This is a genomic window from Rhizobium sp. 3T7 (assembly GCF_020166565.1).
GTDB lineage: Bacteria > Pseudomonadota > Alphaproteobacteria > Rhizobiales > Rhizobiaceae > Rhizobium.
Genome location: NZ_JAIQXS010000005.1, coordinates 19,453 through 33,602 on the forward strand (window position 1 = coordinate 19,453; position 14,150 = coordinate 33,602).

At 59.8% G+C, this 14,150-nt stretch carries 11 protein-coding genes; 5 read left to right on the forward strand and 6 right to left on the reverse strand.

Annotation, left to right across the window (positions count from 1 at the left end):
- Nucleotides 1–203: 203 nt before the first annotated feature.
- Nucleotides 204–2,651, forward strand: coding sequence for a penicillin-binding protein 1A (locus tag K9B32_RS09195; protein ID WP_224561642.1), 2,448 nt, complete (start codon nt 204–206; stop codon nt 2,649–2,651).
- Between the two features lie 100 nt (nt 2,652–2,751).
- Nucleotides 2,752–3,883, forward strand: a protein-coding gene (prfB, locus tag K9B32_RS09200; RefSeq protein WP_132592252.1) for a peptide chain release factor 2 whose coding sequence is annotated in 2 segments (ribosomal slippage) — nt 2,752–2,820 and nt 2,822–3,883 — 1,131 coding nt in all. Because the reading frame shifts where the segments join, the coding sequence is not laid out codon by codon here.
- 108 nt (nt 3,884–3,991) lie between these two features.
- Here prfB and K9B32_RS09205 read toward each other — a convergent pair.
- Nucleotides 3,992–4,507: a hypothetical protein gene (locus tag K9B32_RS09205; RefSeq protein ID WP_224561643.1), complete on the reverse strand. Its 516-nt coding sequence runs from the start codon at nt 4,505–4,507 to the stop codon at nt 3,992–3,994.
- Between the two features lie 3 nt (nt 4,508–4,510).
- Nucleotides 4,511–5,284, reverse strand: coding sequence for an NAD kinase (locus K9B32_RS09210; protein ID WP_224561644.1), 774 nt, complete (start codon nt 5,282–5,284; stop codon nt 4,511–4,513).
- Between the two features lie 619 nt (nt 5,285–5,903).
- Between K9B32_RS09210 and K9B32_RS09215 the strand changes: the two genes are divergently transcribed.
- The 3 genes from K9B32_RS09215 (at nt 5,904) to K9B32_RS09225 (ending at nt 8,851) form a co-directional block, all read left to right on the forward strand.
- Nucleotides 5,904–7,610, forward strand: a complete 1,707-nt coding sequence (locus K9B32_RS09215; RefSeq protein ID WP_224561645.1) for an arylsulfatase — start codon at nt 5,904–5,906, stop codon at nt 7,608–7,610.
- Nucleotides 7,611–7,708: 98 nt separating this feature from the next.
- The gene (locus K9B32_RS09220) at nt 7,709–8,368 is read left to right on the forward strand and encodes a hypothetical protein (protein WP_224561646.1); all 660 of its coding nucleotides are present in this window, start codon (nt 7,709–7,711) and stop codon (nt 8,366–8,368) included.
- A 51-nt stretch (nt 8,369–8,419) separates the two neighbouring features.
- Nucleotides 8,420–8,851, forward strand: a complete 432-nt coding sequence (locus K9B32_RS09225; RefSeq protein ID WP_224561647.1) for a DUF2721 domain-containing protein — start codon at nt 8,420–8,422, stop codon at nt 8,849–8,851.
- A 32-nt stretch (nt 8,852–8,883) separates the two neighbouring features.
- Here K9B32_RS09225 and K9B32_RS09230 read toward each other — a convergent pair whose 3' ends face one another.
- The 4 genes from K9B32_RS09230 to K9B32_RS09245 form a co-directional block, all read right to left on the reverse strand.
- Nucleotides 8,884–9,672, reverse strand: coding sequence for a porin family protein (locus K9B32_RS09230; protein WP_224561648.1), 789 nt, complete (start codon nt 9,670–9,672; stop codon nt 8,884–8,886).
- A gap of 85 nt (nt 9,673–9,757) precedes the next feature.
- Complete coding sequence (locus K9B32_RS09235; RefSeq protein ID WP_224561649.1) at nt 9,758–12,034, reverse strand: tetratricopeptide repeat protein; 2,277 nt, start codon at nt 12,032–12,034, stop codon at nt 9,758–9,760.
- A 72-nt stretch (nt 12,035–12,106) separates the two neighbouring features.
- Complete coding sequence (locus K9B32_RS09240) at nt 12,107–12,949, reverse strand: hypothetical protein (protein ID WP_224561650.1); 843 nt, start codon at nt 12,947–12,949, stop codon at nt 12,107–12,109.
- Between the two features lie 106 nt (nt 12,950–13,055).
- The gene (locus K9B32_RS09245) at nt 13,056–14,024 is read right to left on the reverse strand and encodes an HAD family hydrolase (protein WP_411969697.1); all 969 of its coding nucleotides are present in this window, start codon (nt 14,022–14,024) and stop codon (nt 13,056–13,058) included.
- Nucleotides 14,025–14,150 lie beyond the last annotated feature (126 nt).

Genomic DNA, 14,150 nt, shown 5'->3' on the forward strand with positions numbered 1-14,150 from the left:
CAATTGCAATGTGGGAATAGCGCTTCAAGGCCCTATTTTACTCACATTCACGCCGTTACTCAGGCTTGTGTTTCCATAGGTGAAACGGAATCGGCTTGTGGCGAAAACGCTCATGGAGTAAGTCGCCCAATACGCAAGATGCCCCGATCCATGCGATGGTTATGCTCGCGCCGATCGATGATTGAGATACCGGTAGCTTAAATATGATTAGACTTCTTGGATATTTCTTCGGAGTGGCTTGCGTCCTGTTCCTGGGCGTGGCGGCTGTTGTTGCCGTTTACCTGGCAACCGTCACGAAGGACCTTCCGGACTACGCAGTGCTGAGCAGCTACGAGCCGCCGGTGACGACCCGCGTGCATGCAGGCAACGGTGCGCTGATGGCGGAGTACGCCAAGGAGCGCAGACTTTTCCTGCCGATCCAGGCGGTTCCCGATCGCGTCAAGGCTGCGTTCCTGTCTGCGGAAGACAAAAACTTCTATCAGCATCCCGGCATCGACGTTACTGGCTTTGCGCGCGCAGTCGTTGCCTACCTGACCGGCGGCCCGACGCAGGGTGGTTCGACGATCACGCAGCAGGTCGCCAAGAACTTCCTGCTTTCCAGCGAACAGACGATGGAGCGCAAGGCGAAGGAAGCGATCCTCTCCTTCCGTATCGAGCAGGCCTACAGCAAGGACAAGATCCTTGAGCTGTACCTGAACGAGATCTTCTTCGGCCTGAACTCCTACGGTATTGCGAGCGCCTCGCTCACCTATTTCAACAAGTCGGTAAACGAACTGACGATCGCCGACGCAGCCTATCTTGCCTCCCTGCCGAAGGGCCCGGCCAACTATCATCCATTCCGCCATCCCGAAGCAGCGGTCACCCGTCGTAATTGGGTCATCGATCGCATGGTCGAAAATGGCTATGTCAGCCAGTCTGACGGTGCCGAGGCCAAGAAGCAGCCGCTTGGTGTTACCGGTCGCAGCAGCGGCCCTTCGCTCTTTGCATCCGGCTATTTCGCCGAGGCGGTCCGCCGCCAGTTGATCGAGCAGTACGGTGAGAAGATGCTGTACGAAGGCGGACTGTCCGTTCGTACCTCCTTTGATCCTGCGCTGCAGGTCTTCGCGCGCAAGGCGCTGCAGGACGGCTTGACGACCTATGACGAGCGCCGTGGCTTCCACGGCCCAATCAAGCAGATCGACACGACGGCTGACTGGGGCAAGGCGCTGGCCGATATTCCGGCGCTGACCGACGTGTCCGAATGGCAATTGGCTGTCGTACTGGCCGTTTCCGGCGACGGCGTCGACATCGGACTGCAGCCGCCGAAAGACGGCGCCGGCAAGATTCCCGCCGAGCGCGAGCGCGGTGTCATCGAGGCCAAGAACATGCAATGGGCGTATCGCTCGGCTGCCGGCCGGAAGACGGCAAAGTCGCCGGAGGGCGTCCTGTCCGCCGGTGATGTCGTCTACGTCGAGCGGTTGGGCGACGACGGTTCCAATTCCTACCGGCTTCGCCAGCCGCCGAAGGTCGAGGGCGGTCTGGTCGCAATGGATCCGAAGACCGGTCGCGTGCTTGCGATGGTCGGCGGCTTCTCCTACGCGCAGTCGGAATTCAACCGTGCGACCCAGGCGATGCGCCAGCCGGGATCGTCCTTCAAGCCGTTCGTCTACGCGGCGGCCATGGACAATGGCTATACGCCCGCTTCCGTTGTCAGCGACGACCCGCTCTCGATCCAGACCGGTAATGGCCAGGTATGGGCGCCGGACAATTATGAAGGCGAGGGCGGTGGCGCCAATACCCTTCGCTTCGCCATCGAGCACTCGCGCAACCGCATGACGGTGCGTCTTGCGAACGACCTCGGCATGAACGTTGTTGCCGAATATGCCGAGCGCTTCGGTATCTACGATCACATGATGCCGGTTCTCGCCATGTCTTTGGGCTCCGGCGAGACCACGGTCCTTCGCATGGTGTCGGCCTATTCGGTCATCGCCAACGGCGGCAAGCAGATCAAACCGACGCTGATCGACCGGATCCAGGATCGCTACGGCCGCACGATCTTCAAGCACGAGGAGCGCGTCTGCGAGGGCTGCAATGCCAGCGAATGGCAGAACCAGGACGAGCCCAACGTCGTCGACAATCGCGAAACTGTTCTTGACCCTATGACCTCCTACCAGATTACCTCGATGCTGCAGGGCGTCGTGCAGCGTGGTACCGCTGCTGGCAAGATCGATCTCGGTGAGCGTGACGTTGCTGGCAAGACCGGTACGACGAACGACGAGAAGGACGCATGGTTCGTTGGCTTCACGCCGGATCTCGTCGCCGGTCTTTATATCGGCTTCGACTCGCCTTCGACGCTCGGCCGCGGTGGCACGGGTGGCTCGCTGTCGGCGCCGGTCTTCAACGAATTCATGCAGGCAGCCGTTAAGGACATGCCGGCGTCCAAGTTTGTCATTCCCGCCGGGATGAACCTCATTCCGATCGACCGCAAGACCGGAATGGCTGCGGCGCAGGGCGATCCGAACACGATCATCGAAGCTTTCAAGCCGGGCACTGGTCCTGCCGACAGCTTCTCGGTTATCGGCATGGACAACACCATGGCGCCCGAGGAGATTTTGAAGACCTCGCCGCAGGCCAATCAGGCCGTGCAGTCCGGCGCTGGCGGACTTTACTAAACCTTCCCCCGAACAGTTGTGGCGGCTGCGGCTCTTTACATCCGCAGCCGCCACAATTATTTGACGGGCAACTTTCGAAGCAACGCAAAGAAGCAGGAAAATGCGAGCGGAAATCCAGAACATGGTCGATGAAACCAAGCAGGCTATCACCCTGCTGAGGAGGCATCTTTGACTGGGACCAGGCGGTAAGACGACTGGACTGGTTGAACAACAAGGCAGAGGATCCGAACCTCTGGAACGATGCGCAGGAAGCACAGAAGCTGATGCGCGAGCGCCAGCAGTTGGATGACGGCATCAATGGTGTGAGGCAGCTCGAGCAAGAGCTAACCGACAATATCGAGCTCATCGAGATGGGCGAGGAAGAGGGCGACGAGAGCGTCGTCAAGGACGCGGAAGACGCCCTCAAGGGATTGAAGGCTGAGGCTGCCCGCCGTCAGGTGGAAGCGATGCTTTCGGGCGAAGCCGATAGCAACGACACCTATCTCGAAGTTCACTCCGGCGCCGGCGGCACGGAAAGCCAGGACTGGGCCAACATGCTTCTGCGCATGTATACCCGCTGGGCTGAGCGTCAACGCTTCAAGGTAGAGCTTCTCGAAGTTCACGATGGCGAGGAAGCAGGAATCAAGTCCGCGACACTGCTCGTCAAGGGGCACAATGCCTATGGCTGGCTGAAGACCGAGTCGGGTGTCCATCGCCTCGTTCGAATTTCGCCCTATGACAGCAACGCGCGCCGTCACACGTCCTTCTCGTCGATCTGGGTTTATCCCGTCGTTGACGACTCGATCAACATCGAGATCAACGAAAGCGATTGCCGCATCGACACGTACCGTTCGTCGGGCGCGGGTGGCCAGCACGTCAACACGACCGACTCGGCCGTGCGAATCACGCATATTCCGACCGGTATCGTGGTTGCCTGCCAGCAGGAACGCTCGCAGCACAAGAACCGTGCCAAGGCCTGGGACATGCTGCGTGCCCGCATGTACGAGGCGGAATTGAAGAAGCGCGAAGAAGCAGCGAACGCGGAAGCGGCGTCCAAGACCGACATCGGCTGGGGACACCAGATCCGCTCTTACGTTCTGCAGCCTTATCAGCTGGTCAAGGACCTGCGCACCGGTGTGGCAAGCACGGCGCCGGGCGATGTCCTGGACGGTGAACTCAACGAGTTCATGGAAGCGGCGCTCGCCCACCGCATCAGCGGCAAGCCGGACGCGGTCGTCGACGACGTCGACTGATCACTCCCAAGTGTGAATTTGAAGAAGGTCCCGAAAGGGGCCTTTTTTGATTCAATCATAAAAGCCTGCTTGTTGGGGATTCTCGTGCGGAAGAGCAGCAGCAACGCTTTAGTTGCTTGCCTTGCCAACGGTAACCTCACCGAATTCATCGATGACAACTGTCCACGTTTCCGATTCCGCATCAGGGTCGGTCTTTAGATAGACCATTGCGAAAAGGCCAGGCTCCTTGAGCATGCCGGATGAGCTTTCAGGCCGGATGTCGGTGACATATGGCTTTAGATCGTTGAGTTCATGCAATTCCACGGTCGAGGCAATCGCAGGCCCACCATCGCCCTGTTCGATCTGTTGTAGATAGATTCTGGCCGTCCGGTCTGTTTGCCTGACAGCAAACAGTTTGTAGTAGCCGTGGCGCGGTTTTGCCGGAGCGGCAGCTGCCGCCGCGGTCTGAGGAGCTGAAGGTGCCCGTTGGACGACAGGCGTCGTGCCGTCGTCCTCCCAGTAACCCGTGCTTGTCGCGAATATGATCGAAGCCGGCAGGATTACGTCTTCGGCCGCAGCGGTTCGAGCGCAGAGTGCGGTCGCGGCGAGCAGCAATGCGCAAAGCGTCGTTCGTCGCAGACTCATCTCTCAGTCCTCAAACTGCTCGGCAAGAATACGATCGGACCATGATCGATCCGGATCGGAAAGAATGCGCGCCGTGGTATGTTCCGACTGAGCGATGCGAATGTGAAGCACCGATTTCACTTCCGTGTTGTCGGCAACCGCGTTGACCGGACGCTTCTCTGCCTCGAGGATGTGAATATCGACCGTCACCTTGTTTGGCAGAAGCGCGCCGCGCCAACGCCGCGGCCGGAACGCGCTGACCGGAGTCATCGCCAGAAGAGGTGCGTCAAGCGGCAGGATCGGCCCATGGGCCGAGAGGTTATAGGCCGTCGAACCCGCGGGCGTTGCCACCATCAGACCGTCGCAGATGAGTTCGTCGAGCCGGACGACGCCGTCCACCTCGACCCGCAGCTTGGCGGCCTGGTAGGATTGCCGGAACAACGACACCTCGTTAATGGCAAGTGCTGTCAAGTTCGTGCCGTCCGAATTCGCAGTGGTCATTTGCAACGGGTGAAAAGCGTTTTCGACGGCTGCGCAGATCCGATCCTGGAGGTTCTCCGTTCGGTAGTCGTTCATCAGAAAGCCGATGGAGCCGCGGTTCATGCCGTAGACAAGCTTGCCGGAATTCATTGTGCTGTGCAGGGTCTGCAGCATGAAGCCGTCGCCGCCAAGGGCGACGATCACGTCGGCATCATCGGGGGGCACGTCGCCATAGATGCGAATCAGCTCTTCCCGCGCCGCCAGCGCCTCGGTTGCCGAGGAGGCAAGGAAGGAAAGCGTCTGAAATGAACGGCCCATGTAATTCCTTTGTCGTATTCAATGAACGATAACATAGTCTTGGCGTCTAGGCGCCAACAAAAGCCGATTTTGTCAAGTGCATCTGCGGCGCCGGATGAAGCCAACGTCAACTTGAAGTGTCGCGTTCACGCCCGCCCAACGCCTTGTGGCCACGCTCTTTCACGCCGGCACTGCGGTTCACGGCCTGCCTGCCGGACAAGCCCATCAAGCCCTGGCTGGTGGCTGAGGGGCGCTTGAATAGGAGGGCGAGCAAGTCGCTTTCGCCGCTTTTCACTGCAGGGACAGTACTAACCTGTTGCGACGAGAGGCTCCTGGAGGAAGGACACCCCAGCCCGATTTCGGCCTCACACTCGTCTGGGCGGAGCAACTGCCAAGCCGAATTCGGATTCCCTAAAGGGCAATATCTGCACCCACTGATACGATGTAGAAAACATGTGGAAGAGTGGACATGCCCTCTTTCGGCAAGTCGAGGGGCAACAATGCGCGCCGTGAAGCGCTATTTCGCTCCATTCTGCTGAGTTGCAACTTGGAGCTCTCCGAATTGTCTCTCCTCTGCTTTGACACGTCTTTACAACCAACGTGGCCATCCACGCGAAGGCCCTTGAGGGAGGCATCAGAAATGAGACGAACGGCAAAGATATGCACAGCGGCGGCTGCCGTTGCGGGCAGCCTGTTGGCGAGCACGGCGACAATACATGCGCAGGAGACCAGGAAGCCCAACATCCTGTTCATCATGGGTGACGACATCGGCTGGATGCAGCCGAGCATCTATCACCAAGGTCTGGCGGTCGGTGAAACGCCCAATATCGACCGTATCGGCCGGGAAGGGGCGAAGTTCATGACCTACTATGCCGAGCAGAGCTGCACGGCAGGGCGGACCGCGTTCATCACCGGCATGCAGCCGGTGCGCGTTGGCATGGTTCTGCCGGAGATTCCCGGAAGCCCGTCCTACCTGCGGGCCGGCACGCCCCACCTCGCCAAGTTCCTGTATGATCTCGGCTACTCGACAGGTGAGTTCGGCAAGAACCATCTCGGAGATACCACCGAATCCCTGCCGACGGCACACGGGTTCCAGGAATTTTGGGGCTACCTCTATCACCTCGACGCCATGCAGGGGGTGAGCTTCCCCGACATCAACAAGACCGCAACCGAGCAGGGGATCGCACCAGCTTGCAGGAACACGCCGATTCCTGGGATAGCGGAAGACCCGGCGGCGGTGGACCCAAAAACCACGACCTGCCTGACACCGCCGCGTCCGATGCTCGCGTGCAAATCGTCCGATGGATCCCCGGCCAACCAAAGCTGCAAGGATGAGGGCCCTCTGACGCTTGAGCGCTCCAAGACGATTGACGAGGAGATCTCGGCCAAGGTCATCGATTTCCTCGACCGCAATGACCCGAAGAAGACCAACAAGCCGTTCTTCGTCTGGTACAACCCCGCACGCATGCACATCACCACCGTGCTGCCCGACAAGTACCTGAACATGGTCGGCGAGCCCGGCGGCAAGGACTGGGGCGTCAACGAAGCCGGCATGAAGCAGATGGACGACAACATCGGCTACGTTTTGAAGAGGCTCGAGGAGATGGGGGAACTCGACAACACCATCGTCGTCTTCACGACCGATAACGGCGCCGAGACGATCACCTTCCCAGATGGCGGCACCACCCCGTTCAAGGGCGGAAAGCTCAGCACCTGGGAAGGCGGCATGCGTGCGCCGCTTGTGGTTCGCTGGCCGGGGCACATCGAGCCCGGTACGGTCAAGAACGACATGTTCTCGGCGCTCGACTGGCTGCCGACGTTTGTGAATATCGCCGGTGGTCCGAAGGGCGACGGCCTGAAGAAAGAGATCGAGGCGGGCAAGTATCCGGGGGTCGTCAAGACCACGCTCGACGGGATCGATCAGCGCGACTTCCTGGAAGGCAAGTCTCCATCGGCGCGCGACAGTTTCTTGTACTATTCCGGCAAGGAGCCGTCGGCTGTCCGCTACAAGAACTGGAAGATGTACTTCGCCATGGTCTCCGACGATCCGGCTGGCTTCATTACCGGGGTGATGCCGTACGCCTGGACGCAGGTCGTCAACATCAAGCGCGACCCATTCGAGACCTCGGTCGGACAACAGTTGAAGACGCTCTTCGGTACGGGCGGCGCCATCGCGTCACCGTCCACCGCCTATGTCTATGACTGGAACATCCTGCCCATCGGCCAGCAGTTGTGGCTGAAGCATCTCGAGAGCTACATCGACTTCCCGCCGCTTCAGAGCCCTGCAAGCTACAATCTGGAGCAAGTGATGCAGCAGGTCCGGGAGATGAAGACAGGTCACGATTGACGCGCGCATAGCGTAACGACGATGGAGCGGACGTCCTTCGGGGCGTCCGCTCCATGCTTCACCTGTCAGGTCCTTTGGGGCCGACTGAGGGCGTAACGATGAGCGATGTCATCCAAGCAGGTCGTGACGAACCACGCTGGCCTCCGGTGGTGGCGATCCTGGCGGTGTTCGCCCTTCTGGAAGTGCTGCCGCATCACGTCTATGCCATGCCGCGATGGATATCATACGCGGCCCTGGTATCAGCTGTCGTTCCAATGGTCCTGGTTACACTGTCGACTGACAACGCTGTGTGGCTACGTTTCGAGCACGTCGCCATCATGCTCCTTGCCAGCGTCTACGCAGGGAATACGGCGGCAGAACTCGGAGATATGGTTGGGATCATCACCGTGCACCCGCCCGCGACGCGATCAGTGTCGCTGTTGACGTCGTCATTTACGATCTGGATCACCAACGTTCTCACCTTCTCGCTGCTTTATTGGCAGATCGACGCAGGTGGCCCGTCGCGCATCGCGCGTGGCATGGCGGGAAAACCCGACTGGCTATTTCCCCAGGCGTCGGTTCCCGAACTGGCGCCCCCGGACTGGCGGCCGCTCTACCTCGATTATCTTTCCCTCGCATTCAATACGGCGACCGCTTTCAGTCCCACCGACGTGCTGCCGCTCACCCGACGTGCGAAGGGCTTGATGATGCTCGAAAGTGCCATTTCACTGCTGACACTCGTCCTTGTGGCAGCGCGTGCAGTCAATGTGATTCCGTAGCGCCTCCACGGCGCGGTCGTCCATTCGTCCGTACAGATTGAAGGTGCCTGTATGTCAGTCGAAGCTGATCAGCTTTCAACAATGATCAATCACGCGGTCGCGCCGGCGTTCATGCTCAATGGCGTCGCGGCGATGGTGGCGGTGCTAGTCAATCGGATTTCCGGCGTAACCGAGCGGATCAGAAACCTCCGCGAGATCGATGAAGGTGATGTCTCTCGAGTGTGGCTGAAGCAGGAAATCGGGGAGCTTCGGCGGCGGGAACTGCTCTTGACCAGTGCGTTGCACATGGCCGTCCTTGCCGGGATCGGCGTGACGCTTCTCCTCCTCTTCGGATTCGTCATCGCCTTTTTGGGATACCGCCACGAACCGGGTGCCGCCGTACTATTCATTGCGGCACTTTGCTTCCTGGCGGGTTCGCTCGTCCGATTGCTGCAGGACATCCGGCTATCGCAAAGAGAGCACGACGACCGTCAGCTACGATGATCGCCGAACTGCTCAAGGCGCTCTCGCCCTCATTAGAAGTGGAACGAAACCCCGATGATCGGCCCTTGCTGGACGACATCGAAGACAAATCCATCGTTATCGTAATTGACGCCCACTGCGCGATATCCGGCCACCGCCGAGATAGTGTCGTTGAACTTGTAACCGAGGCCGAGGCCCACGTCCCAGTCGACGTCGGCACCGCCGCCGCCCACCAGTCCCCATCCCGTGACATAGATTTCCCGGGTGAAGAAGTAGTTTCCGCGCAGGCCGACGACGGCGTCCACCCACGTGGCACTGTCATCCCGCTCCACACCGGCCAGAAGTCCGCCGTTGAAGGAGATGTCCGTCTCGACCGACCAGACTTTCATACCGCCGAACACGTCAAGGTGGCCATTCTGATCTTCAAGGACGGCGTAACCCACGCCGAGAAGTCCGGCAAAGGTCTCCGACGTCACATCGACGCTGTCGGCAAGGATGCCACGCGGCGTGTGCGCATCGGCCCCCAGTTTGACGTAGATCACGTCGCCGACGATGCTGTAGCGATCATATCGTGCTTCGCCTGTCGCCATGAAGGCGAAGTCGAGATTGTCGAGAATGTCGCCGAAATCGGCGTCGATGTTGACTTCGGGAAGCCCGAATTGCCGTACGTCTCCGGAAATTCCGGCTGCCCAGAAGTATGGCGCGACAGTGAACTCCCAGCCGCTCCTGGTCTCGACCGTCTTCGCCTCCGGCGCGAGAGGCGTCATATCGGCGGCGTTGCCGATCGATGCGGCTGTGACGCCGGCCAGCAAGACAATCGCATGCAAGTGAATGGCCTTCATGAGAATCCCCCGATCTCGTTTGAACCCAGCACTGATCCCGAGTCGAGACTGTGCAACAGGAGGTGAATTTCCGCAAGCTGGACGCCTATTTTTGGTTGACTGCTTGGCGCAACTGCCTGAGCAGATCCAAGATCTGCTGGTCTTGGGGTCTCAGTTGGGCCATTCGTTCGGCAAATTGCAACGCTTCCGGCAGCCTCTGAAGCTTGAAACTATATTGCAGCGCGAGGCCGATGATGGCTGCGTCTCCCGTCGCCGCCCAGCGATCGAGACGGTTCAGGGCGTCCTCGGTTCTGCCGACGGAATCGAGGGCGACTGCTAGCGTCGTCTGGTAGCGGGAGTTTCCAGCGTCAAGCCGGACCGCTTCCTCGAGTTCTGCGATCGCGTCGGTCAGCGCCTTTTCGCGAACCAGCGAGAGACCATGTCCGTAGCGCAAATCTGCGCGTTCGGGCGAAATTGAAATTGCTTCGGCATAGGTTTGCTCGGATTTGTCGTTCCGTCCGATGGCACGGTAAAACTCCGCGAGATTGACACGCGAACCTTCTAGGGCAGGGTCGAGAGAAATCGCTCGCTGGAAGGCGGCTTCCGCCTCTGGAATACGCTGCTGGCCGAACAGGAAGACGCCATAGTTGCTTTGCGTTTCCGCAACGTCTGCATTTGTATCGACGTAGGCGCGCAGGTCTTCGACCGCTTTCTCGAAGCTGCCTCGCTGGTTGCCGAAGAGGTCGGCAGGAGTGCTGCCGAGAGCGGTGACGGCCGCGACACGCACAGCGCGGGTGTCATCGCTGAGCAGGTCGCCGATCGCCTCTAGCCTGTGTTCTGGCGGGAGGCTGCTTGCTGCTTCTGCGGCGCCAAGCCTTACAAGGGGATCTCCATCTGTTGACGCGGCCCGAATGTCCGCGGTTGTATCCACTCCGCCGATCCGGCTCATTCTAGCGATTGCGCTACCCCTGACGATCCCCGCCTGTTCCTGATCCTTGACAAGCTTGCGCAACGCCTCCACGGCTGTCCGATCGCCGTTCGCGGCTCCGGCGAAAGCATGGGTGATCGTGGGGCGTTGACGCCATTCGGTTCCATACCATTTGTCCATGTTCTCAGCTGCCCAGACATTGTCCTTGCCAGCATGGCACGTTGTGCATGCATTCGGCGTTCCGAAGGTCGTCGACAGATCTGGCCGAGGGATGATGAACGAGTGGTCGCGTCTCGGATCGACCTTCATGTATATGCGCTCGGGCATGTGGCAGTTGGCACATTGAGCTCCCGCCGAGCCGACCGGGTGGTGGGTGTGAACAGGCGCGTCGAACAGGCCACTTGGATCCTGCTTGACGAAGCGCTCAGGTTTGGTTTCCGCGTGGCATTGCGTGCAGAGCGCATTGCCCTCGGCCTTCAAGCCGGCATCGTGTGGCCGATGGCAGTCCATACATGTCACCCCCGCTCTTGCCATTTTGCTTTGTTGAAAGGAGCCATACTCGAAGACCTCGTCGAGTATCTGCCCATCTGAAAAATAGAGATCCTGTCGGAGTAGTGCAGGGGAGAAGTAGTCGAGAAAAGGCTTCCCGGCATCGTAGCCGCTCAAGAGTTTGGTCCGTCTTGCATGGCAGGCAAAACAGATGCTTGCATCGGCCTTCGGCAAGCCCAGGTCGGGCTTGTCGGCTGACGAGGCGTCGCTGGACTGCGCCCATGCGACGTGCTCGGCACCCGGACCGTGACAGGACTGACAGCCGATGCTGGTGGCAACATAGGTCGACTTGTATTCGTTCGCGGTCGGTTGAAAGTTCGCTTGAGGATCGGTCGAATGACAGTCGATGCAGGTGCGGTTCCAGCGGTAGAAAGAGCCTGTCCAATGATATGTCGAACCGGGCTTGGCCGGGGCGTCGTTGCCGAGCCAGAACCACTGTCGTCTGGCCGTGTCCCAGGCTATGTCGAGAGCCTGCAGCCGTCCTCCTCCTATATCTGCGAGGTACTGCTGAAGCGGTTCGTAGGCGAAAGTGTATTTGACTTCGAACTCGCCTTCCTTGCCGTCCGGGCCTTCCGTTTTGACGAAAAAACGCTCTTCGCGACGAGAGAAAGTCGTGACAATGCCGTCGTGTTCAAATCGGCTATTGTTGAAATCACCGCGGACGGTGCTGTCGTCTGCCAGCGCCATGGCCTTCGCATGGTGGGATTTTGCGAAAGCGGCCGCCTGATCGCCATGGCAGGAGGCGCAGGTCTTTTCGTCGACGACACGCTCGTGAATCGATATCCGGGGATCGAGGCGGGGTGCTGTGACCTTGTCGGCAGCAAGGCTCCCCCCGGCGGAGGCGAGCAATAGGAAAAGGAGGAAGACTATTCCTCCAACCGTTGCTGCCCGATCAGACGCTATCACTCAACCGCTCCATGTAGACGTTTGGGGGTAAAATCACGCCGCCTTGGCGGCGTGACTGGGAACAGCAGTCTGCTAGCAAGGCGGGTAGGGATAGTAGCCGCATTGCGGATCGTTGTAGTAGGAATTGTAGTAGGGATAATATGGGCGGGCTGCCGCCGCTCCGATGGCAGCACCGGCGACCACGCCCGCGGCAACGGGAGCGCCGCGATACCAAGCCCCATGGTAGACGGGCGCATGCCAGTAGGTGCCTCCCACACGGTTGATATTCGTGTCGCCGATATGCACGTCGTCTCCACGGAAGCCGCCACGGAAATCGCCTCCCGCGAAGTCTCCGCCACGGAAACCGCCGCCGGCGAAGCTGCCGCCGGCCAAACCACCTCCATGGAAGCCACCGAAACCACCTCCTCCGAAACTACCGCCGAAGTGATCGATGAAGACGGCCGCGGGTCCAGTCGCACCGCTTAAGCTTCCCTCCAGAATGGCGATATCGAATGTCAGTGTCGTGCCGTCGAGTTTCGGGCCCTTCAGCGTGACGACGGCGTCGCTGACGTCCGATCCGTCGCCACCCAGCACCGACACAGTCGCATTTGGAGGATCGACGGCGAAGTTGTCCTTGCCGTCGTCCCATTGCATGATGAATTGTTCGGTCATCACATGGCCGGCGGCGCGCACCGGCCGGTCGGCAAAGACGATCGAGTTGGCCGAGACGCCGGTCAGAACAAGCTTTCCGTTTTCGATTTTGGCGCCAGCCGAATTGATCACTGCCAATGACGGCACCGGACCTGTTGGCGTGACTTGGCCAATTGCCTTTTCGAGCGGTACGTGCGGCTTCTTCGGCGCATCCTGTGCGAAGGCAGCGGTCGTCAGCGCAAAACCTCCGGCAAAGATCAGCGTGATGAAACGGTCGGTTTTCATGGCATCTATCCTCCCAGTTGGAACGGGCAGGAAGCCCGTCACCTTTGGTGAACGTCGTTGAACTCTGATGTCTCAAACATTTGGCACGCCGCCCAGGCGCACGGTCCTAGTCCTTGAAGATCTGCTTCCAGTCGGCCTTCATGTCGATGACGGTCCAGCCGGTGATCGCGGCGGCATCAAGCGCCTTGTCGAGGCGGCCGAATTCGGTATCACGGTCATAGGCGTATTCGCGCTGCGCATCGGTATGGTGGACGAGCATGCCGAGACGCGCAGGCGCGCCCGCCATCGTCGTCCACTGCAGCATTTCGAGATCGCCGTCGGAATTGCCGAACGCTGCAATCGGTCGACGGCCGATCTGTTGGTTGATTCCGACCGGCTTGCCCGCCTTGTCGTCGATGAAGTTGACTTCCGGCAGACGGTACAGGGTCGGCGTATCGTCCTGCATCTTGAACTCGGTCTTGATCGAGGAACCGAGGACCTGCTCCGGCGGCACGCCGTAAACCTTCTCCGTCCATGGCCGCATGAACTCAACGCCACCACCCGACACGATGTAGGTCTTGAAGCCGTTGGCGCGCAAATAGGAAAGCAGTTCCACCATCGGCTGGTAGACGAGTTCGGTGTAGGGCCGCTTGAATTTTGGGTCGCGTGCCGTTGAAAGCCAATCGGTGACGACCTTCTGGAAATCGTCGTTCGTCAGTCCCGCGTGAGTGACCATGATGAGTTCCAGGAGGCCTTTTTCGCCCGATGCCGCAAGCGTTTTCATATCGCCTTCGAGCACCGCCTTGAACGGCTGTACATTTTTCCATTCCGGATGCTGCGGAGCGAGCGTCTTCACGCGGTCCAGGGCGAAGGCAAGCTGGGTGTACATCGGATGCTCGACCCACAGCGTGCCGTCATTGTCGAACACGGCGATCCGTTCCGGCTCCGGGACGAAATCGGGCGATCCCTGCTTGGTTACCCTCTCGACGAAGGAGACAATAGCTGCCTTGGGCGGGGTATCGTTCCAGGAGGACAGGGGATCGCTCTGCGCGGAGGCGGACGCCGCCAGGAAAAGTGTGGCGGCGAGCACGAGCATCACGCCGCGTGCTGTTTTGCGGTGGTCGGGGCTGGCTAGCATAGGATGTACTCCAAGATGAGTGCGCCCGCCGAGTTGTACTCTATCCGGCGCCGCCCAACTCTACCGAATACGGTTCTCCCCCGA

What these genes read in the sequence shown, in the direction of transcription:
- K9B32_RS09240 (WP_224561650.1), bottom strand. Translation starts at nt 12,949, where the DNA reads ATGAAAACCGACCGTTTCATCACGCTGATCTTTGCCGGAGGTTTTGCG.
- K9B32_RS09205 (WP_224561643.1), bottom strand. Translation starts at nt 4,507, where the DNA reads ATGAGTCTGCGACGAACGACGCTTTGCGCATTGCTGCTCGCCGCGACC.
- K9B32_RS09215 (WP_224561645.1), top strand. Translation starts at nt 5,904, where the DNA reads ATGAGACGAACGGCAAAGATATGCACAGCGGCGGCTGCCGTTGCGGGC.
- K9B32_RS09210 (WP_224561644.1), bottom strand. Translation starts at nt 5,284, where the DNA reads ATGGGCCGTTCATTTCAGACGCTTTCCTTCCTTGCCTCCTCGGCAACC.
- K9B32_RS09195 (WP_224561642.1), top strand. Translation starts at nt 204, where the DNA reads ATGATTAGACTTCTTGGATATTTCTTCGGAGTGGCTTGCGTCCTGTTC.
- K9B32_RS09225 (WP_224561647.1), top strand. Translation starts at nt 8,420, where the DNA reads ATGTCAGTCGAAGCTGATCAGCTTTCAACAATGATCAATCACGCGGTC.
- K9B32_RS09230 (WP_224561648.1), bottom strand. Translation starts at nt 9,672, where the DNA reads ATGAAGGCCATTCACTTGCATGCGATTGTCTTGCTGGCCGGCGTCACA.
- K9B32_RS09220 (WP_224561646.1), top strand. Translation starts at nt 7,709, where the DNA reads ATGAGCGATGTCATCCAAGCAGGTCGTGACGAACCACGCTGGCCTCCG.
- K9B32_RS09245 (WP_411969697.1), bottom strand. Translation starts at nt 14,024, where the DNA reads ATGCTCGTGCTCGCCGCCACACTTTTCCTGGCGGCGTCCGCCTCCGCG.